This window comes from Alteromonas marina, from assembly GCF_000808575.1.
GTDB classification, from domain to species: domain Bacteria; phylum Pseudomonadota; class Gammaproteobacteria; order Enterobacterales; family Alteromonadaceae; genus Alteromonas; species Alteromonas marina_A.
Genome location: NZ_JWLW01000017.1, coordinates 103,593 through 125,639, shown reverse-complemented (window position 1 = coordinate 125,639; position 22,047 = coordinate 103,593). Strand labels below are relative to the sequence as shown.

Annotated in this window: 14 protein-coding genes; 12 read left to right on the top strand and 2 right to left on the bottom strand. The window is 44.3% G+C overall.

Going from position 1 to position 22,047, the window contains the following annotated elements; genetic code table 11:
• Positions 1–93 precede the first annotated feature (93 nt).
• From RJ41_RS10710 to RJ41_RS10680, 7 genes are all read left to right on the top strand, one after another.
• Positions 94–945, top strand: a complete 852-nt coding sequence (locus RJ41_RS10710; protein WP_039220396.1) for a patatin-like phospholipase family protein — start codon at positions 94–96, stop codon at positions 943–945.
• Between the two features lie 679 nt (positions 946–1,624).
• On the top strand, positions 1,625–2,134 hold the full coding sequence (locus RJ41_RS10705) for an RNA methyltransferase (protein ID WP_039220394.1): 510 nt from the start codon (positions 1,625–1,627) through the stop codon (positions 2,132–2,134).
• 96 nt (positions 2,135–2,230) lie between these two features.
• Positions 2,231–3,127, top strand: a complete 897-nt coding sequence (locus RJ41_RS10700; RefSeq protein WP_039220392.1) for a PEP-CTERM/exosortase system-associated acyltransferase — start codon at positions 2,231–2,233, stop codon at positions 3,125–3,127.
• 122 nt (positions 3,128–3,249) lie between these two features.
• On the top strand, positions 3,250–5,202 hold the full coding sequence (locus RJ41_RS10695; protein WP_039220390.1) for an alpha-amylase family protein: 1,953 nt from the start codon (positions 3,250–3,252) through the stop codon (positions 5,200–5,202).
• Positions 5,203–5,358: 156 nt separating this feature from the next.
• Entirely contained in the window at positions 5,359–7,299 is a 1,941-nt protein-coding gene (locus tag RJ41_RS10690; protein WP_039220388.1) for a glycoside hydrolase family 13 protein, read from the top strand.
• A gap of 38 nt (positions 7,300–7,337) precedes the next feature.
• Positions 7,338–8,819: an MFS transporter gene (locus RJ41_RS10685; protein WP_039220385.1), complete on the top strand. Its 1,482-nt coding sequence runs from the start codon at positions 7,338–7,340 to the stop codon at positions 8,817–8,819.
• A 1-nt stretch (position 8,820) separates the two neighbouring features.
• Positions 8,821–10,518, top strand: coding sequence for an alpha-amylase family glycosyl hydrolase (locus tag RJ41_RS10680; protein WP_039220382.1), 1,698 nt, complete (start codon positions 8,821–8,823; stop codon positions 10,516–10,518).
• Positions 10,519–10,620: 102 nt separating this feature from the next.
• Here RJ41_RS10680 and RJ41_RS10675 read toward each other — a convergent pair whose 3' ends face one another.
• Positions 10,621–11,643 (bottom strand): LacI family DNA-binding transcriptional regulator, encoded by a 1,023-nt coding sequence (locus tag RJ41_RS10675; RefSeq protein ID WP_039220690.1) that lies wholly within the window; start codon positions 11,641–11,643, stop codon positions 10,621–10,623.
• Between the two features lie 296 nt (positions 11,644–11,939).
• Here RJ41_RS10675 and glnS point away from each other — a divergent pair, with 296 nt between their 5' ends.
• On the top strand, positions 11,940–13,607 hold the full coding sequence (gene glnS / locus RJ41_RS10670; RefSeq protein WP_039220378.1) for a glutamine--tRNA ligase: 1,668 nt from the start codon (positions 11,940–11,942) through the stop codon (positions 13,605–13,607).
• A gap of 93 nt (positions 13,608–13,700) precedes the next feature.
• Here the strand turns inward: glnS and RJ41_RS10665 are convergent, their stop codons facing one another.
• Positions 13,701–14,444: a YciK family oxidoreductase gene (locus tag RJ41_RS10665; RefSeq protein ID WP_039220376.1), complete on the bottom strand. Its 744-nt coding sequence runs from the start codon at positions 14,442–14,444 to the stop codon at positions 13,701–13,703.
• 320 nt (positions 14,445–14,764) lie between these two features.
• Between RJ41_RS10665 and RJ41_RS10660 the strand changes: the two genes are divergently transcribed.
• The 4 genes from RJ41_RS10660 (at position 14,765) to RJ41_RS10645 (ending at position 22,002) form a co-directional block, all read left to right on the top strand.
• Entirely contained in the window at positions 14,765–17,362 is a 2,598-nt protein-coding gene (locus tag RJ41_RS10660; protein ID WP_039220374.1) for a VolA/Pla-1 family phospholipase, read from the top strand.
• Between the two features lie 240 nt (positions 17,363–17,602).
• Entirely contained in the window at positions 17,603–20,128 is a 2,526-nt protein-coding gene (locus RJ41_RS10655; RefSeq protein WP_039220370.1) for an acylase, read from the top strand.
• Between the two features lie 119 nt (positions 20,129–20,247).
• The gene (gene sohB, locus RJ41_RS10650; protein ID WP_039220367.1) at positions 20,248–21,276 is read left to right on the top strand and encodes a protease SohB; all 1,029 of its coding nucleotides are present in this window, start codon (positions 20,248–20,250) and stop codon (positions 21,274–21,276) included.
• A 102-nt stretch (positions 21,277–21,378) separates the two neighbouring features.
• Positions 21,379–22,002: a TetR/AcrR family transcriptional regulator gene (locus RJ41_RS10645; RefSeq protein ID WP_039220365.1), complete on the top strand. Its 624-nt coding sequence runs from the start codon at positions 21,379–21,381 to the stop codon at positions 22,000–22,002.
• Positions 22,003–22,047 lie beyond the last annotated feature (45 nt).

Genomic DNA, 22,047 nt, shown 5'->3' with positions numbered 1-22,047 from the left:
TTTTTGGCACACCTCTTGATATTCCTGTAGGATAGCGGGTATCGATAGTGGTCATACCAGATAATTGTCAACGTGTTTACAAGGAGAGGGCGGATGAAAAGTGCATTAGTTGTAGAGGGTGGCGCGATGCGCGGAATATTTGCGGCTGGCGTACTAGACAAATTCATGGAGCAAGATTATTACCCTTTTGATTTCACATTAGGCGTTTCCGCTGGGGCGACAAACTTATCGACTTACGTCTCAAAAATGCATGGATTAAGCAAGACCATCATTACCCAATATGCAACGAAGCGCGAATTTTTCAGCCCCCTTCGATTCATAAAGGGGGGGCACATGACAGATGTCCATTGGCTATGGCATCACTCTAAACAGTCCATGAATATTCCCGCGCCTGGGGAAAAGAGCAGCATGCCTTTGTACGTAGGGGTAACAAATGCCGAGTCAGGTGAGTGTGAATATATACAGGCCACCAAGGATAATGTCGATGACTTGATGGTAGCTTCTTGTGCGTTGCCCACCGCATATAGGGATGAAATAATAATAAACGGTACGCGCTATCTTGATGGCGGCGTTGCAGATGCAATACCTGCCATTAAAGCTTACAATATGGGCGCACGAGATATTACCGTGATACTTTCTCAACCACTTGGATTCACCAAGCCCGAAGTAAAATCAACCTGGTTAATGCAAAAGATGTATGGGAACCAGCCTGCGATCCTTGCAAAGATGCTTCAGCGCGCAGCCATTTACAATGAAACGCTCGACTTTTTAAATAATCCACCAGCCGACTGCACTATAAGGGTAATCGCGCCAGACGAAGCTTTCTGTGTAAAACGTCTTACCATGGATAAGAAAAAGCTACTCAGAGGTTATGGCCAGGGTCGACGTATGGCAAGACGCTATATAAAAGCTATTTATTCTGTCGCAAATCAGAAATCGGCGTGAACTTACCATAACACCTCACTACACGTGTAGTAGTTAAGCAACAGTGTCACTTAAAAGCTTGGATTTATCCAAGCTTTTTTGTTTAAAGATGTTAAAACTCAATATCTCAATGGCCTACGGTGTTTCAAATTGGCTACACAATTTTGGCAAGTTATCTACGTTTGTGTTATCGCTCCGCACACATTCGTTGCTCGATCACCTTAAAGAAAACGCACAACATCTTACTATTACAACAGCAACAAAAAAGAATTCTTTTATAGTGTTTATAACTAATTGATACTTATTAACTTTAATAAAAATTTGATAAATGCCGTGTAAACTTTGCATTTGCCTTGCAAAATTTTCATGGAATTGGTCTGTATTTTGCTGAAATAGACCAGGTAAAGTTATAAGATCTTATACACAAGGGTAATCCGGGCCGAAAAATATTGATGATATGTAACATTCGTTTGCTGATAAGCGGACGTTCTTAAAAATATCATAAAAACAATACTTTCTAGCGCTTAATATTGGCGCTGTTCGTGCCCGAAAATCGGGCCGCTATTATTGGTACCCTAATATTGCGTTATGACAATTGTGTATGCGACTTAATACTTATGGCTACTTTTTGGGTTTATGCATAGAAGCATGCTGAAAGACGTGGCAGTATCGAATTATAAATATAAAAAACAAATAAAACGTGCAATTAGAAAATCAAAGAATCTCAATTGGGTTGGTAAACCCGAAAAATCCCGTGAACGTTGCTTCTATTCTGAGAGCCGCTGGCTGCTATGGTGTAGCGAGTGTTTTTTACACTGGTCAGCGTTATCGATTCGCCAAGGATTTTAATGCTGATACGAAAGCGTTCCATAAAGTCATTCCGACCATTGGGGTCGACGACTTAAAAGAAGTAGTGCCTGAAGGAGCGTCAGTTGTAGCGGTTGAACTGGTAGAGGGTGCTACACCGCTACCTTCATTTGAGCACCCGAGCAATGCGTTTTACTTGCTAGGTCCTGAGGATGGCAGTATTGGCGAAGACGTTTTATCTTGGTGCGATCATGTTGTCTACGTTCCTACTTATTCATGCATGAATTTAGCGGCCACAGCAAATGTGTTGCTGTATGACCGTCTGTCTAAGTCTGATTACGTAAGTGGGGATGCACTTATCAGACAAAGTAGAGATACCAATAATAAATCTAAGATTAAATAGAAATCAAATAACTAAGGCTGTCGTTGCGAACAGGAAGTTACCCACAAGCCTAATAATAAATTAAATCAGGGGAACTTTGCGTTGAAGATGAGAACAATGAGCGCAGTTAGAGCGTTTAATGGCGCCGTGTCTAACAAACTGAGTCGACTACCACAAACATTTTCTAGGGTGCTCCCTAAACGTTTCTCACTCGAAGAAAGTATTTCTAGTTTCTTCTTTAGCCGTTATGAACTTGTAATTGCTAACGAAGAAAGTGAAAAGCAGGTGAGCTATAAAACGCGACACAAAGTGTATTGTGAAGAAATGAAGTTCGAGCAGAAAAATGCTACTGCATTAGAAAAAGATAAGTTTGATGATCGCGCGATCAACTGCTATATCAAGCATTTGCCAACAGGAGAGTGTGCAGGCACGATAAGGTTGGTCTTGCCAACTGAAGCTGGCTTGCCACTTCCATTAGAAGAAAAGTGTGCGGAAGTAATTGGCGATGGTACATTGCTACCTTCAAACTTGTCTCCACAAAGCGTCTGTGAAATCTCTCGCCTTGCAATACCGAGAGAATTTAGAGTGCGACAGTTACGCTCTAAAATCCTACCCTCTGAAAAAATTGAAAAAGTTAAACAAAAGAAAAATGTTCCATTTAACGTTGAGCATTTTCCCTATCTTTCAATTGCGCTGTACTTAATGGCAACGAGTGTGTGCCTTCATTTAAACGTTAAGCATGCCTATGTGCTAATGGAGCCTAAGTTAGCAAGGAGAATGAAGGCATTCGGTATTCACTTTACTCCAGTAGGCGAAGCTATAGAATTCAATGGCAAACGTATGCCATATAGATTGTCACCGCATGTACTGCTTGATGATTTAGCAAAACCACTAAAAGGTTTTCACAGAAAGATTCATTCGGAACTAAATAGTGCGTTACAAGCTATTGGCGATGTGGCCGTTCCCACCATTGAGCATACTCGAAAACCGCTTCGCATAGCCCATGCAGCATGACACCATGCTATCTGGAATACTAAGCCGCCTCGTCAGGCGGTTTTTTTATGTTTGAATACGTATGCATGTTTTTTAACATCCAGTTAACGCGTATCCTGTTGGCATAATTTCCGTTTATCACAATGATTACCATGCCAAATTTCCAATTTCGTTTTTGTCTTAAACCCTTGTCAATTGCTATGCTGTCAATTGGATTAACAGCGTGTACAGGGCCGACCTCTCCAGTGAATAATCAAAAAACGGTGATCAAAGACGCTAGCCCGAAACCATTTGGTCAAAGCGACGAAAGTTCAACGCTAAACGATTCGGCTGAAAGGCAAGGTAAACCTGTTGTTTATCAAGTTTTTACTCGCTTGTTTGGAAACACGAATACAAATAACCAGCCTTGGGGCACTATTGAGCAAAATGGGGTAGGTAAATTTAGTGATTTTACTCCCGAAGCGCTAAAGGCCATAAAATCGTTGGGAACCAGTCATATCTGGTATACCGGTGTGCCGCACCATGCGGTGATTAATGACTACACTGATTTTGGTATTTCAAACGACGACCCAGATGTAGTGAAAGGCAGAGCGGGCTCTCCCTACGCAGTTAAAGATTACTACAACGTTAATCCGGACCTAGCCGATGACCCAGCCAAGCGTTTAGAAGAATTTGAAGCGCTAATTGCCAGGACTCACGCAGCGGGAATGAAGGTTATTATCGATATCGTGCCTAATCATGTTGCCCGTGATTACCATTCACTTTCTGCACCTGAAGGTGTGAGTGATTTCGGCGCGCACGACGACACGTCTGTTGAATACGCCCGTGATAACAACTTTTACTATGTAGTAGGTGAAGCGTTTCAAGTGCCCACAGCTGATAACTATCAACCTCTAGGTGGTGAAAAGCATCCACTATCTGACGGAAAGTTCGAAGAGTTTCCAGCAAAATGGACAGGCAACGGTGCTAGAGCTTCGAAACCAGATATAAACGACTGGTACGAGACCGTAAAAGTGAACTATGGCGTGAAGCCTGACGGCACTTACGACTTTCCAGTTTTACCTGAAGAATACAGTGACAAGTCCTTTGAAGCACATGCCGCATTTTGGCAAGGAAAAGACGTACCAGATTCGTGGTATAAATTCAGAGATATAGCACATTATTGGATAGATAAAGGTGTCGACGGTTTCCGCTACGATATGGCCGAAATGGTGCCTGTTGAGTTTTGGTCGTTTCTAAATAGCAGTATTAAACAAAAGGCACCCAATGCGTTCTTACTAGCGGAAGTTTATCAACCAGATAAGTATCGCGAGTATATCCACCAAGGCAAAATGGACTACCTTTACGACAAGGTGGGTTTTTATGACACATTAAAAACGATTATGCAGGGGAGTGGAGAAGTAAGCAAACTGGTTACTATTCATGATGAAATCAATGATATCGCCCCGCATATGCTTCATTTTTTAGAAAATCACGACGAGCAACGTATCGCCAGCCCCGACTTTGCTGGTAGTGCCAAGAAAGGTAAACCCGCGCTTGCAGTGAGTGCGCTTATTAGCAGTTCGCCTACGCTGTTGTATTTTGGTCAAGATGTGGGTGAAGACGGCAGCGAAGAGACTGGTTTTGGAGATCCAACACGTACATCAATTTTCGATTATGTAGGCGTTCCTGCCCATCAGCGTTTTATGAACGACGGGAAGTTTGATGCAGGGAAATCTACCGAAGATGAAAAAGCACTTCACCAATTTTACCAAGACGTGATGGCTATTGCTGCTACAAACCCTGCAGTTACAGGTGAATATCAAAGCCTACACGCGCTTAATCTTGATGTGAAGGATTCAGCCTATACTGAGCAGCAATTTGCTTTTGTGCGCGCGCAAGGTGAGCACGGATTTGTGGTTGTGGCTAATTTTAACGATAAGCCTACAGGTGCAATAAAACTTGTTGTTCCTTCAAATGTTTTCGGTAAGGACAGCGATCGGATTACGCTAGCGCCTATGCTTTCACATGAAGGCATAACACTAGAAAAAGAGGGCATTAACTACAACGCTTCGTTCTCATTGGAAGGGCTTGAGACTAAAGTATTCGCCTTTTAAATAGGTCTTATCACATGCTGCTGAGTTAACGCGAAACACCATGTTTTTTTACATGGTGTTTCGTGAATACGTATGCAGAGCATTGGTCAGATCGGGCGGGCAAGGTAGTATCTCATCACCATCTTGTACTTAACGTATTTTTAACATGGGGTTGATGTGCCAAGACGTAATCGTGTAACGAATGACAGTGGTCATATAAAAATTCAAAAGCGCGCAATTCCGCTTCTTCTCAGCTGTATTACTACATTTCCTTTGTTCTCAGTTCAATCATCTGCAAACAGTGGCATTGATGTTTACCCGCCGAATTGGTGGGTTGGTATGCAAAACAGCAATGTAGAGTTGATGCTTTATGGTGATGATGTTGCCGATGACACGGTTTCAATAGCGAAAGGCGATGTAAGCGTTAAGCATAGCCAAGCCCTTGATAGTGAGAACTATCTATTCGTAACGCTAGACACGTCGAATGTTAGTGCCCAGGAACTCGTTATCAGGCTTACTGACAGCGATGGTACGACCCGTGATTTAACTTACACGTTAGAAAAAAGAGCACAAGGCTCAGCGTCGCGCGAAGGCTTTGGGCCTCAAGATGCTATTTATCTTATTGCCCCCGACAGATATGCCAATGGTAATGTGGAAAATGATAATGTTAAGGGTTATGGCGATCCCGCAGACCGTTCATTCAAAGGTGGTCGCCACGGTGGTGACATTCAAGGTATTGTTGATAACCTCAACTACATTCAGGATATGGGCTTTACTCAAATATGGACAATGCCCATGCTCGAAAATGCCATGGATAAATACAGTTATCATGGCTATTCCACCACGGATTACTACAAAATAGACCCTAGATTTGGTTCCAATGACGATTTTATCGCGTTAAGTACTGAAGCTAAATCAAAGGGTCTTGGCATTATAATGGATATGGTACTTAACCATATAGGCAGTAATCATTTATGGATGAAAGATACGCCGTCACACGACTGGATCAATAACAACGGTAAATTTGTAGGGACAACCCACAAGCGTGAAGTTCTTCACGACCCTCACGCCGTAGCGAGCGATATAAAAGGGTTTAGCGATGGTTGGTTTGTTCCAACCATGCCGGACTTAAATCAGCGCAATCCGCATTTAGCGAACTACCTTATTCAAAACGCGATTTGGTGGGTTGAAAGCGCTGGGCTAAGTGGAATACGGGTGGATACGTACTCCTATCCTGATAAGGCGTTTTTGAGCCAATGGACAAACCGCATAATGGACGAGTACCCGAATTTCAATATAGTAGGGGAAGAGTGGTCAGTTAACCCCGCAATCACGGCATATTGGCAGGCGGGTAGCCACCGCCACGATGATTACGATAGCGCACTACCATCGGTTATGGATTTCCCGCTTCAAGCCGCAGTTGTGAAAGCGTTGAGCAATGACGAAAGCTGGAATTCTGGCTTCAACTCTGTTTACGAAACCTTAGCTACTGACTTTTTGTATGGCGACCCGAATAATTTGGTCATCTTTCCTGATAACCACGATATGAGCCGCATTTTTACTCAGCTCGGTCATGATAAAGACAAATGGAATATGGCTATGACGCTATTGCTCACTACGCGCGGTATTCCACAAGTTTTTTACGGTACAGAAATTTTGATGGGTAACGAAGGCAGTGAAGACCACGGTATTATTCGTTCTGACTTTCCAGGCGGGTGGCCTTCGGACAATGACAAAAACGCTTTTACCGGGCACGGTCTAACGGATGATGAGCGTTGGGCACAGCAGCGTGTGAAGGGGTTACTTCAACTGCGTAAATCACACCCTTTGCAGTTTAAAGGCCTATTGAAGCATTTTGCACCGGAGAATGGGGTTTATACCTATATTCGAGAGGCAAATGTCGATTCAGGCAGTGGTGCAGATAAATCAAATACTCATCAGTCTGATAAAATATTGGTCATCTTAAATAAAAAGCCAGTGGACCTGCCTCTAAACAAGTATGCAGAGGTGCTAAGCACACACCAGACGTTAACACGAGTTAGCGATGGGATATCTTTTAAGACGACGGATACCTTAAGATTACCAGCAATGTCTGCTAGTGTTTTCATTGTGCAGTAATCGTATTAACTATAGTAAAACAATAAATAGAGCAAAGTATGCAAGCAACTCAACCACGCCTTTCTTTCTGGCAAATATGGAACGTCAGCTTTGGCTTTCTAGGTGTTCAATTCGGTTTTGCACTGCAAAACGCAAACGTAAGTCGGATCCTTTCAGACTTAGGGGCAGACCTTCACTCGCTATCACTATTTTGGCTCGTCGCGCCAATCATGGGGTTAATCGTTCAACCAATTGTTGGCTCAGCATCTGACAGAACGTGGAATCGATTAGGTCGACGCCGCCCGTTCATCCTTGCTGGTGCAATCGCCGCAGTATTGGGTATGATTTTACTGCCTAATGCGCCGATATTTGTTGCCTTCTTGGCACCTATGGTAATGGGCGCGTTAATGGTTGCACTGATGGACGCGTCGTTTAACGTATGTTTTCAGCCGTTTCGCTCATTGGTGTCAGACATGGTACCGCCGTCACAACGTAATGTTGGCTATTCGATTCAGTCGTTACTGATTAATATAGGCGCAGTTATCGGCTCAATACTGCCATTTGTACTTACCAATGTTATTGGCCTTGAAAATACGGCACAAATGGGTGAGGTTGCACCTTCTGTTGTTTGGGCTTTCTACATTGGCGCTACAGTACTCCTTGGCACGGTCATTTGGACGGTAGTTCGTACCAAAGAATACGCACCAGATGAATACAACCGCTATAAAGGGCTTACTGAAGAGCAGCCTGCAACTGAAAAAGCGCCTAAAGCACCGCTAGGACAACGCTTAAGTGAGTTTTTCACGTTAGTAAAAGATATGCCAAAGACGATGAAACAACTGGCTGTTGTGCAGTTTTTCTCGTGGTTTGCGCTCTTTATAATGTGGGTATATACCACACCTGCTATTACGCAACATATATGGAATGTAGATAAGCAGTGGTTTGACCCAGCTTATATTGCTGCAGCCCCGATGGTGCCTGAAACCATCATCATGGCCAAGGGAGCTGCTGGTGATTGGGTAGGGATTCTATTTGCTGCGTATTCGGTATTTGCTGCTATTTTTTCTATTTTCTTGGCAAAACTTGCTGACAAGTTTGGTCGCAAAACGGTTTACGCTTCGTCTTTAGCGCTAGGTGGCCTGAGCTACGTAAGCTTCTTGTTATTCCAAGACCTGACGATGATCAACGTAAACTTACTGATTACAGAAGTAACAGTACCTTTGGGCGCAGTGAAGCTGTTAATCCCTATGGTAGGCGTAGGTATTGCGTGGGCTGCCATTCTTGCTATGCCTTACGCTATGTTAGCTGGTGCGTTACCTGCAAATAAAACGGGTGTTTATATGGGTATCTTCAACTTTACCGTTGCCGCCCCTCAAATTGTATCAGGCCTAACTGCTGGCTGGATCCTAAGTTCTATTTTCGACAACGACGCAAAGTACATTATCGTTGTTGCCGGAGTTTCTATGTTAATTGGTGCGGTTTCAGTTTTCTTCGTGAACGAGGCCGATAAGCAAGAAATTGAAGAGGCGCAGGGAGCTTAATATGTCATTTAATCGTACAACAATCGCATTAACGTTAGCTGGTTTATTTTGCTCAGCCTGCTCGAGTACATCTGTTCCTTCATCTAACGATATACAAGAAAACAGCCACGCTATCGTGGGTACCACTACGCCATTTGCTAGCGAAGCGGTGTACTTTGTTGTGACAGATCGCTTTGTAGACGGCGACCCTTCGAACAATCATGAAGAGCAGGGAGGCGATCACCCTACGTGGCAACTGCCCTTAGAAGGTCCTGATGGTAAGAAAGCCTATGTGGGTTACATGGGCGGTGATTTACAGGGTATCTTAAACAACGCCGAATATATTAAGGAAATGGGGTTCACGGCAGTATGGATGACGCCTGTCCACGATAACCCAGACTATGCGTTTAATGGCGATGAACCCATTACTTATGGCGGTGCCTTTAAAGACGGTGGTAAAACCGGTTATCACGGCTATTGGGCAACGAATTTCTATAAAGCTGACGAGCATCTGGTTAGCGCCAATTTAAGCGTTAGTGACTATACGGCGAAAATGCGTCAGCATGGCCTTAAGTCCGTGTTTGATATTGTGGCAAATCACGGCACACCAAGCTTCACCATGGAAAAGGACTTACCCGGCTACGGGGAAATATATGACAGTGATGGAAATCTGGTTGCTGATCATCAAAACTTGGCGCCTGAAGAGCTTGACCCTGAAAACAACCCGCTTCATAGTTTTTTTCACAACTATCCAGATTTAGTAAAGCTTTCTAATCTAGATGACGAAAACCCTGCCGTACGCGATTATCTCATCAACAGCTATTTGTATTGGATTTCTCAAGGTGCTGATGCATTTAGAATAGATACAATCAGGCATGTGCCTCATGCGTTTTGGCGTGAAGCGTCAGATCGTATACGCGAGCAAAACCCTGACTTTTTTATGTTTGGCGAAGCATTTGACTATGAGGCGAACAACATTGCCCAACATACGTTACCGAAAAATGGGGGCGTCAGTGTATTAGACTTTCCTATGCAAAAGGCCATGGTGAGTGTATTTGAAAAGCCGCTAGAGAGTGATTTTGCTGACTTAGAAACGGTGCTTCATCTTACGCACGGGCCATATAACAATCCATATGAATTAACTACGTTCTACGATAACCACGATATGGCGCGCATCAATGCCACTGATGAAGGCTTCATTAATGCGCATAATTGGTTGTTTACAGTAAGAGGCATTCCGGTTGTATACATGGGATCTGAAATTGGCTTCATGCGCGGTACGGCGGAACATGCTGGCAATCGTAACTATGTTGGTCAAGAGCGCCTAGACCAAGCCAAGACACATCCTATTCAACAGGCGCTTACAAAGATTGCCAATGTGCGTAAAAACACGGTAGCACTGCAGCGCGGTGTTCAAGTCAACGTTGAACTTAACGGTCATCAAGCGGCGTTTTATCGCGTCGTTGATACTGCAGACACACAGCAGACTGCGCTTGTATTACTTAATAAGGGAAGTGCCGCACAATCTTTTGAGGTTAGTGACTTTATGCAGTCGGGCGACTGGACGGAACAATTATCTGGAGATACGCAAACAGTAGAATTCGGTGACGCGTTAACCGCAACGGTTGAGCCCAATGGCGTTCAGGTATGGGTGCGCGAAGGTCAAGTAAGTAACAGTGCGTTACTTTCTCAAATTAAGCATCAGTTGGCGCGTCAATAAAACGTGTTTAACGCCCAATAAAAAAGCCCCGTGGTTGTTTAACGCCCGGGGCTCTTTGTTAATCAGTGATTGCTTAATTTCTAGCGTGTAATTTGCGCACGCTTACTCACTGCCACATGACTGCCTAATAATAATATCCGCAGGCATTAAATAATCCTGAACGTCTTCGTTGTTAATGGCTTTTAATAAGGTGTTTACCAATAGCTCACCCGCCAGTTTGGTATTTTGCTGAACAGTGGTGAGCGAAGGCGTGGTGTAGGCCGAAACCGCAATATTGTCATAGCCAACTACGGCTACATCATCAGGCACATTCACTTTTGCCTGGCGCAGCGCTCTCAGCACGCCCATTGCAATAAGGTCTGATGCGCAGACAATTGCTTGGGGAAGTTCGCCACTTTGCAGCAATGATTTCACCGCGTCTGACCCCGCGTCCTCGGTCGAAATAGCATTGCGTTGAACACTTGACTGGTCAAGCCCATGAGATTGAAGTGTTTCAAAATAACCGTTAAAACGCGCTTTAAATTCAGGGGCGTGATCGCCGTTGTCGCCAATAAACGCAAAGGAAGTTTTACCCAAGCCGATTAAATGTGACGTTATACTTTGGCCACCTTGATAGTTATCACAACCGATACTAACTCCTGGGTGAGCTTCATCTGGTGCACCCCAACGAACAAAGTGAGTGCCTTGTGACTCCAGCTGAGCAACTTTGGTTTGATAATCGGTGTAGTCGCCGTACCCAAGAAGAATGATACCGTCAGCCTTGTTTGAGTCTTCATATTCGGCGTGCCAGTCATCTTCTAAATTCTGAAATGATACGAGAAGATCATAATTGGCTCGCGCACAGGCACGAGTAATGCTACCTAGCATCGCCAAGAAAAACGGGTTAATCATCGAATCATCAGAGGTAGGATCTTCAAACAAGAGAAGGGCGATTGTGCTGCTCTTTTGCTTTCTCAAATTACTCGCGTTTTTGTCTACTTTGTAATTGAGTTCTCTGGCAATGCGCTGAACGCGGTCACGAGTTTCTTGGTTGACTAGCGGGCTGTTGTTTAGCGCTCGCGAGACGGTTGATTGCGAAACACCTGCCAAGTGGGCAATATCAAAAGAGGTTGCTTTTTCTTTCATAAACACCATGATTTGCTGCTACGACCTTGTTGTCGCGAATTTAGATTACCATATTTTTATAATGACGCGCGTATTTTGAGACGCAGTCGCACAAATGCCGCGCGAAGTTAGGATTTCGTTAGTACTTATTTATATTTTAAAAGTTATAACGGCATTTAGTTCTAGAGGGTATTTGCAGATCGCTCTTAATTCAATCACTTGTCAGGCTTCTTTGAATAAAACATGGTTGAAGTAATTGCGAGAGTGTTATACTCAGCGAGATTTTGAAATATTACGTGCATAAGGGGAACAAGCGAATGGCCGAGACTGAACACCGTCCGACCAATTTTATCCGTCAGATTATTGATAAAGACCTGTCTAGTGGTCTACATGACGCAATTAAAACACGGTTTCCACCAGAGCCGAATGGCTTCTTACACATAGGCCACGCCAAGTCTATCTGCTTGAATTTTGGTATTGCTCAAGACTACACAGGTACGTGCAATTTACGCTTTGACGATACCAACCCTGCAAAAGAAGACATTACGTTCGTTAATTCAATTAAGGAAGATGTGCAATGGCTTGGATTTACGTGGGACGGAGAAGCACGCTATTCATCAAATTACTTTGACCAGCTTCATGCATACGCCGTTGAACTTATTGAAAAAGGTTTAGCCTATGTAGATTTTTCAGCGCAAGACGTTATGCGCGAAATGCGTGGCACACTCAAAGAGCCTGGTCAAAATAGCCCTTATCGCGATACAGACGTTGAAACTAACCTCAGTGAGTTTGCCAAAATGACGGCAGGCGAGTATAAAGAAGGGGAGTGTAGTCTGCGTGCGAAAATTGATATGGCATCGCCATTTATGTGTATGCGTGACCCGGTAATTTATCGCGTTAAGCATGCTCACCACCATCAAACTGGTGATAAATGGTGCGTGTATCCAATGTACGATTTTACACATTGTATCTCAGACGCCATTGAGGGAATAACGCACTCTCTGTGTACACTAGAGTTTCAGGATAACCGTCGCCTTTATGATTGGGTTATCGAAAACATTTCTATCGACTGCACACCAAGACAGTACGAGTTCTCACGTCTTAATCTAGAATATACGGTATTAAGCAAGCGTCGCCTTATTCAGTTAGTTGACGAAAACCATGTACACGGCTGGGACGACCCACGCATGCCAACCATTGCCGGTCTGCGCCGTCGTGGCTACACACCGGGCTCAATTGTTGAGTTTTGTAAACGCATTGGTGTGACTAAGATGGACAACATGGTTGAAATGTCCATGCTAGAAGCGTGCATACGCGACGACCTAAATGCAAATGCTTCTCGCGCAATGGCCGTACTAGATCCAATAAAGCTCGTTATCGAAAATTATGAGGAAGGCCAGACAGAAACGCTGGTTGCGCCTAATCATCCTAACGATGAAAGTATGGGTACGCGTAACATCGGCTTCAGTCGCGAAGTGTATATAGAAGCAGAAGACTTCCGAGAGTCGGCGAACAAGAAGTTTAAGCGCTTAGTGCTTGATAAAGAAGTTCGTCTTCGCAACGCCTACGTGGTTAAAGCTAATCGCGTTGAAAAAGATGAGAATGGTAATGTCACTACCGTTTACTGCACGTATGACCCTGATACGCTTGGTAAAGATCCGGCTGATGGCCGCAAAGTTAAAGGTGTTATTCATTGGGTGGATGCAGCAACAGCACAGGCAGCGGAGTTTAGGCTTTACGACCGCTTGTTTAACGTGCCTAACCCAGCAGCGGAAGAGAACTTTACCGATGCGATTAACCCTGACTCGTTGGAAGTAAAACACGGTTGGGTAGAAGCCGGATTGGCAGACAATGTTCCTGAAGTAGGAGCATGGCAGTTTGAACGCACTGGCTACTTCTGTGTAGATAAAGACAGCACAGACGACAAGCCGGTCTTTAACCGCACTGTAGGTCTAAGAGATACATGGGCCAAAATGGGCGAGTAGGCACTGGCCTTTAGCCATTTATGCGCTGTAAAAAAAACCGCTTAAGTGCTGCTTAAGCGGTTTTTTTGTTTAACGGAACATTGCTTTCGTTAATTACTTTGGTTGGCAATCAAGTGACTGTCCGGTTGTTTCCTTACTGTCTTCGCCCATAAGATAAAGATACGTAGGCATAATATCTTCAGGTGTTTTTAGTGTATCAGGGTTTTCTGCTGGAAACGCTTGAGCGCGCATTTGTGTGCGGGTACCACCTGGATTAATACAGTTAAAGCGCAGTGACTTATTTCGATATTCATCAGCAAGGGTTTGCATAACGCCTTCTGTTGCGAATTTTGATACGGCGTACGTTCCCCAAAATGCGCGACCTTTTCTGCCTACGCTAGAGGTGGTGAAAATTACCGATGCATTTTCTGCCTTCTCTAAAGCGGGAATAAGCGCTTGTGTCATGAAGACCATGCCATTTAGGTTAATTTGCATCACGTCTTGCCATTCTTGCGCATCAATATCTTTAAATGCACTTAGGTGGCCTAAAATACTCGCATTGTGAAGAACACCATCTAATCGGCCAAACTGGTCAATAATGGTTTGCGTCATTTGCTGATAATGAGAGGGCGTTGCGCCTTTGATATCTAAAGGAACAATGGCGGGTTCTTGACCACCTGCTGCGACAATGTCGTCGTACACAGCTTCAAGTTTAGACACGGTGCGGCCTAATAAAATACAAATAGCGCCATGTGCAGCATACGTTTTTGCGGCTTGTGCACCAATTCCATCGCCAGCCCCGGTGATAAGAATAACTTTATCGCGCAATAAATCCGCTGGTGCGTTGTAATCGTTCATCATTTTCCTTCAAAAGGTTCATTTATATCGCAATGATTGGGGCCTGTAGACCCAATTAAGAATCAAACCCCAGATCATACTCAGCCTGACACACAAGTAAAACAATGAATGAAAATTTCTTCAAACGTAAAAAAAGTTAACAAAAGTAGTTAACAAAACTTTGCAAAGTTGCAACAAAGTCAATAAGATTGAGGAAGATACAACTGGTCTAACATGTTTAAAACTATCATCTACGCCTGTAAAGACAGGGTAGACCAAGCTACTTTTAATAGAGCTCAGTTTTAGACACAGAATAACAACAATGCTTGTAGGGAGTAGAGATGAGAAAACTCGTATTAAGTTCCAGTGTGGCCCTTGCGCTGGGTCTAGCAGGCTGTGGTGGCTCCGATGAAACCCTTTCCGACATTCAGGCCGAAACAGAAGTCCAAACACCATTTTCACGAATCGTTTTTGACCCAGCTAATGGGAACTTAAACATTCCAAACGACCTTCTGATGCTTCCAGGCGATGATGGTTTCTTTGATTACACACTGAATATTCCGGTCGATGACCCTACAGATTTTGCTGACCCGCAAAATGCACTCAACGTGTTAGACGGTTGGTCAACTCAACACCCGTTTGTAATTAATGTAGAAACACCTGCCGGCACATCGCTTGATGCAAGTACGTTATCTTCTGGCGTGTTGCTTTTTGAAGCAACGTTAGGTCTTGACCAAAGTGATCCGGACTGTGCGCAGGTTACAACACCTTCTGCGGGTTGTAAGCTTGGCGATCAACTTACCTTTGGTGTTGATTACGTACTCAGCCTTGCTGATAGCAACACAATCACTTTTGTTCCTCTTAAGCCGCTAAAAGCAGCTCAGGGCTACATGTTAGTAATGACCACTGATTTGAAAGACTCTTCTGGCAAATCGGTTCAGGGTTCAACTACGTGGGACGCAGTAAGGCAAGACATCGACACTAATCCTCTATCAAGTGCAGCACAGCTTCAATTACAAGGCTTAGTTAATTCGTTAGTTAATCCAGTGCTTGGTGCGGGTTTCGACCGTGAAGACATTACTTACGTGTCAGCTTTCACCACACAGTCTGTTGCCAACTCGCTTGATACCATCAAGAAGGTCATGATTAGCCGTTTTGCACAACTGGCTGCTGGCGGTGACCCGTCCGCTCCAACTGCACTACCTGCAATCACGGTAAGCGATGTATCTGCAGCGCCTAATGCCATGGAAGCACTTGGTCTTGTAAACGCTACTGTTGTAGCTGGCGCAGTAGAGCAGGGTAAACAAGGTCTACCAGATAACATTCAAGCAGCGATTGACGCTACTGATTTTAGCTTGTTAGAAACTTGTGCAGGACTTGCGGGTACGGCGTCTGGTCAACTTTCTGCTCAATGGGGTGCGCTGAACGAATTTGCTGTTGGTGTTTCTACGGGCATTTTAGCGCAAGCCGGTCCATTCTGTGCAGCTCAACGTTATGAAGGTAATATTGCATTGCCTTATTTCTTGGGTGTTCCAAGTGCAGAGAACCCACTTGCTCCAGTAAATGATTTCTGGAAGGCAGCTTGTGACAGCGGTATTGTTTTAGCTGGTGCTCCTCAAGAATTACTTGCAGACGCAGAGCCAGGTCCTAATGCAGCAATGTGTTCTTCACTAGGCCTTGCTGACGTTCGTATTAACGGCGAAATGTTAGATAGCGCAAGAAACATTACTAAATTCAACCCATATCCACAGCCTACTGGCGGAAACATGGGTACAGAAACGTTAGACGTTCAGATTACTATTCCTGACCCAGCAATTGCAGGTGCTTTAGGTTTTCCTATCAGCATGCCTGAAGCTGGTTGGCCAGTGGTTATTCTAGCGCACGGCATTACCAGCCAAAAAGAAGATATGCTTGCTATCACAGGTACTCTGTCTCTAGCAGGTATTGCGTCAGTAGCAATCGACCAACCATTACACGGTAGCCGCGGTTTTGACCTTAATGGCGACGGTACAGATGAACTGAACGCGACTACGGTTAGCGCAACTCACTATATGAACCTTGCCAGCTTGCCTACGGCTCGGGACAATCTACGCCAAAGCGTGTCTGATTTACTCGGTTTACGTTTAGGCCTTAATGCTGTTGTAGATACAACTGCAGCACAAAACGTTAAGTTTGATATGTCTCGTGTATCGATTATGGGTGTGTCTCTAGGCGCTATCACTGGTGGTAACTTTGCCGCGGTGGCAAATACGTCGATGGGCGGCGATTTAGCTGCACTTGATGGCATGTTTGCTGTCAAGCAAGCTTCTCTTGAATCTCCAGGGGGGGGCGTAGCGCAGTTCTTATTAGAGTCGCCTTCATTCGGGCCTCTAATTAAAGGGTTATTGCTTTCACAAGCGTCTGAAGACTTTGTTGCATTGCTCAATCAGCTTTATGAAACAACAGATGTAAGTGAAGAGCAGCTTAGTGCAGCGGTTGCCATTTTTGAAGATAATCTAACCGCAGAACAAGCTGCTGAAGTGAATGCTGTATTTGCTGAATTTGCATTCGCTACGCAAACGGTGATTGATGCTGGTGACCCTACTAACTATGCGCAAACCCTAGGAAGTAATACACCAGTTCACATGATGACAGTGGTAGGTGATGGTAGCGCAGAAAACTTACCTGACCAGGTAATCCCTGTTTCTACTGCATTGCCACTTTCTGGCCAGCTTCCGTTAGCGGCTACAATTGGTCTAGAGCAAGTGACTACTACTCAAGGGCCTGGTACAGACCCAATTAGCGGTATTGTGCAGTTTAATAGCGGTGCACATGCCTCTAGCTTAAGTCCAGCGGCAAGCGCGGCGGTAACCACTGAAATGCAAAAAGAGGTGGCAGGATATATTGCGTCTGACGCACTTGCGCTTCCCATTTCTGACGAAAGTGTTGTTGCTAACTAAGCAAGTATAATCTGTTCTAAAAGCAGTGTTACAACTGCTTACATTTTAGTGACTTAAAGCCGGCTTAAAAGCCGGCTTTTTTGTGTGAAAGAGACCATTGTTGTTTGAATGTTTTAAGTTGTTAATGTAGTGTAAAAATTAAGGTTCGATCAGTTTCATTGGTATTTAAAGTCAATGTGTTGAAGATCATTAAAGCACGAGAGAAGGACCTTATCTTTTATTCTTTAGGGAACATTTGCGATGACCAACCAAAACACGTTTACTGCTAAGCGCACGCTAATTGCACTGTCACTCGCCGGGCTACTAACCGCATGTGGTGATAACGACAACGACTTTTCCAATGTAGAGCGTCCAGCGCCGCCCACGTCCACAAACCCAGAACCTACGACTACGCCTATTCCTGCTTTTTCACCGGACGGTAGTTTGTCTGCTGACGTAACATGGACAACCTACGGCGTACCGCACGTAAAAGCCGAAAATTTAGAAAGTATGGCATATGGGGTAGGTTATGCCTTTGCGAGAGATAACCTTTGCGTACTGGCAGATCAAATTGTTAAGTACAACTCTGAACGAGCAAAGTTTTTTGGCCCAGACCAAGTGCCTGGTAGCGGCGACTCTGAACACCTCATCAATGACTTTGGCTTTTTAACATTAGGTATCAGAGAGCTTGCAGAAGAGAATTTGCCCCGCTTGTCTGCAAATTCTCGCGCAATGTTTCAGGGCTATACGGCGGGTTATAACAGATATTTAAATGAAACGCCTCTAGAAGACCAAGACCAAAGCTGTGCGGGGCAGCCTTGGGTCACAGAAATTGATAGCGTCGACCTTTTAACATATTCGTTGGGCGTAGCACTTTTACCCGGTGCGGCTAATTTCTTAGGCCCAATGTTTATTGCTGCGCCACAAGGCGAGAGTTATCTTCCCACACCGGCGTTGTCGTCAAGTGAAGTTGCCTCTTCAATTAAGATCTCACCAGCAGTGGGGCTGCCTGACAGAAATCCTCAAGAAATGGGGTCTAATGGATGGGGATTAGGAAGTGATAAAACAACTAATGGGAAGGGGATGGTTTTAGGTAACCCACACTTCCCCCATACAGGTAACCTACGCTTTTGGAATTTCCATGCCCAAGTACCCGGACACTTGAATGTAACAGGTGGCTCGTTGATGGGATTGCCTGGTGCAGTAAATATCGGATTTAACGAAAACGTTGCGTGGACACACACCTTCTCGACGGCTGAACATTTTGTTGTGTATCAGCTGACCCTCGACGAAAATGATGAATCTGGCCTTACCCATATGGTTGATGGCAACAGACGCACCATCTATGAAAAGCCACTTCAAATTGATGTCGCTGTGGGTGGAGGGCAAACCATTAAGCTAAATAAGACCGCGTATTACACCAACTACGGTCCAATGATTGAAGTGCCTGGTAACTTTGATTGGAATGGTAATAATGCCTTTGCCATAAAAGACGCAAACCTGCCTAACTTCGATATTGTAGACCATTGGCTTGCCATGAATATGGCGACATCCATGGACGAATTCAAGCAGGCATTTAAAGACTATGATGGCGTAATCTTCAATAACACCATGGCTGCTTCGGCTGATGGCCAAGTATTTTATATTGACGACTCTACCGTACCGAACTTAACTGAAACGGCAATTGAGCAACTAACAACGAACCCGTTACTTATACAAACCAAAGCTGCTGCAGGTTTTACTGTATTACCCGGTAACATTTCACAGTTTGATTTTGATGGCCCGGTTCCTTATGAAGAGGCACCTAAGTATGAGGGCACAGATTCGGTTCAGAATTCAAACAATAGCTATTGGCTGACGAATTTAGACGCTCCTATTGTTGTCAGTAACCCACTATTTGGAAATGTAGAGAATCCACAGTCCTTACGCTCACGCATGGGACAGCAGTTTATTGAAAATGAAGCTGGGAGTGATGGTACTTTCACACCTGAGGAAGTTGAGGGACTATTATTTAACAATCGAAGCTACCTGGCAGAAAATATATTGCCATCACTGCTAGAGCTATGCGCAGAACAGGGTGGTACGCCAGTAGATGTAGATGGAGCAAGCGTCGATGTATCGCAAGCCTGTGCAGCATTAGAGGACTGGGACGGTACAATGAACCTTACAAGTACTGGCGCGCACGTTTTCAGAGAATTTGCCTTTCAGTTTAACCAAGCGCCGCAGTGGGAAGTACCATTCTCTCTTGATGCGCCTGTAACTACGCCTTCAGGTTTAGTTCAAAACGATACCACTCTCGAACAATTGGCACGAGCTACACAGGTTATTGAGCAAGCCGGGGTAGCATTTGATGCGCCGCTAGGTGAAGTGCAATTTGTTGAACGTAGCTTACCTGATGGCTCTGCCTCAGGTGTTAAGCTACCGTGGGCTGGTGCACATAATATTGAAGGTGGCTTTAACGTATTTGATGTTACTAGCAGTAGAAATGGAACCCAGTTGCCCAGACACAGCTACCAAACAATAAACAATAATACGGCAATGAGTGCTGAAGCTCAGGGCTACCATATTAACTATGGCACAAGCTGGGCGATGGTTATCAACTTCACCGATGAAGGGCCAAAAGGCCGAGGTATATTGACTTACTCACAGTCTCGTAAGTTCGGCAGTGAGCATTTCTTAGATCAAACGCAACTTTACTCTACGCAACCTACACTGCGGGATATCTATTTCACCGATGAAGAGATTGAAGCAAACAAGATAGAGCAGGTTAACCTATCGTCAGACTAAGTAGAGACTGGTATTATAACGTGATTACATCAGCGGCTTTGCCTTGTATTAGGTAAGGCTGCTCTTTACGTTGTGGGTAAACAACATTGCTTACCCGTTTATTTTACTAGGAGTAAAGTTTGGAGTTTTTGTACGAATACGGTTTGTTTGTTGCCAAAGCAGTAACGTTAGTTGTCGCCTTCGTTGTTGTTGTATCAACTATTGTTGGTGTAGCGAGTAAGCAGAAACAGGGGAAAGGACAACTTGAAATCGTTTCTATATCTGAGCAGTTAAAGGACATTACCAATTACGCTAAAGAAGTCCTATTAGATAAAAACGCGTTAAAAAAGTTAGCAAAAGAACAGAAAAAAGAGGCAAAAGCGAAGAGCAAAGCGAAAGATCAGGGTGATGAGACTGAAAAGTCTCGCTTATATGTTATCGACTTTAAAGGGTCTATGGATGCCAATGAAGTCGAGCATTTGCGTGAAGAGATCACTGCAATCTTATGTGTCGCAAATAAAGAAGACGAAGTTTTGGTTCGCCTTGAAAGTGGCGGTGGTGTGGTACACGGGTATGGGCTTGCTGCCTCGCAGTTACAGAGAATTAAAGAAAAGGGCCTCAAATTGACCATTGCAGTAGATAAGGTTGCGGCAAGCGGTGGCTATATGATGGCTTGTGTTGCTGACAAACTGCTCGCTTCTCAATTCGCCTATATCGGTAGCATAGGTGTTCTCGCTCAGCTGCCTAACTTTAACAAACTTCTGAAGAAAAACGATATTGAGTTTGAACAACATACGGCAGGGGAGTTTAAACGCACGCTAACGGTCTTTGGCGAAAATAACGATGAAGGCCGCGCGAAATTTAAAGAAGAAATTGAAGAAATTCATGTGTTGTTCAAAGACTTTGTACAAAGTCAGCGCCCCGATATGGATATCGACAAAGTTGCTACAGGTGAGTACTGGCCAGGAGTTAAAGCTAAGGCGCTGGGCCTGATTGACGACATTACGACGTCTGATGACTATATTCTCTCTCACTATCCAGCCCGCGAAATATTTAGTGTTAAATATGCGGTAAAGAAAAACGTGGCAGAGAAGTTGGGTATGTCAGCGGCGAATGTAGTTGAGCGTGTATTTATGAAAAGCATGAGCAAAGCTCGTCATTGGTTTTAATACCTACAGGCCATCTATACATATTACAATGTGGCTATTAACATCGTTAATGAGCACAGATGGCCGTTTAACTTCTAACCGACAAAAGATAATAAAAAGAATATGGCACGGCATACTAAAAACGATATATTAGATGCGGCGGAATACTTATTTTCTCAAAGTGGATTTACCCAAACATCTATGCGGGAAATTACTGCAAGAGCAGAAGTGAATCTGGCGTCGGTAAACTATCACTTCGGCAGTAAGAAAAATTTAATTCAAGCCGTGTTTAAGCGATACTTTGATGAGCTAATGCCGCAGGTAAAAGGTTGCCTAGACGCTCTCCCGCCCATTGAAGGAGCCAAGGGCGTCGAGCAGATTTTATATTCTCTAATTCCACCCATGTTAAACCTTAACGCGATTTCGGAGCAGGGTACTGCCACCTTTGTTAAGTTGCTCGGTCGAGGATATAACGAAACTCAGGGTCACTTGCGCAAGTTTTTGATGCATGATTACGGTGACTGTATACGTGCCCTTGTTGACGCTATTAGACGCTGTTTACCTGAACTTCCCGAGGAAGAGCTGTTCTGGAGACTGCATTTTGCTATGGGAAGTTTTGTCTTTTCAATGGCATCGAGCCAGGCATTAACTGAAATTGCTGAGTCTGATTTTCACAAGCACGTAGATATTAAGGAAGTCATCCAGCACCTTGTTCCATTTGTTGCGCAGGGACTTGCTGGAAAATAAGTCAACTAAATTGCCGATGTCAAGACAATACGCTAGCCCCCAGAG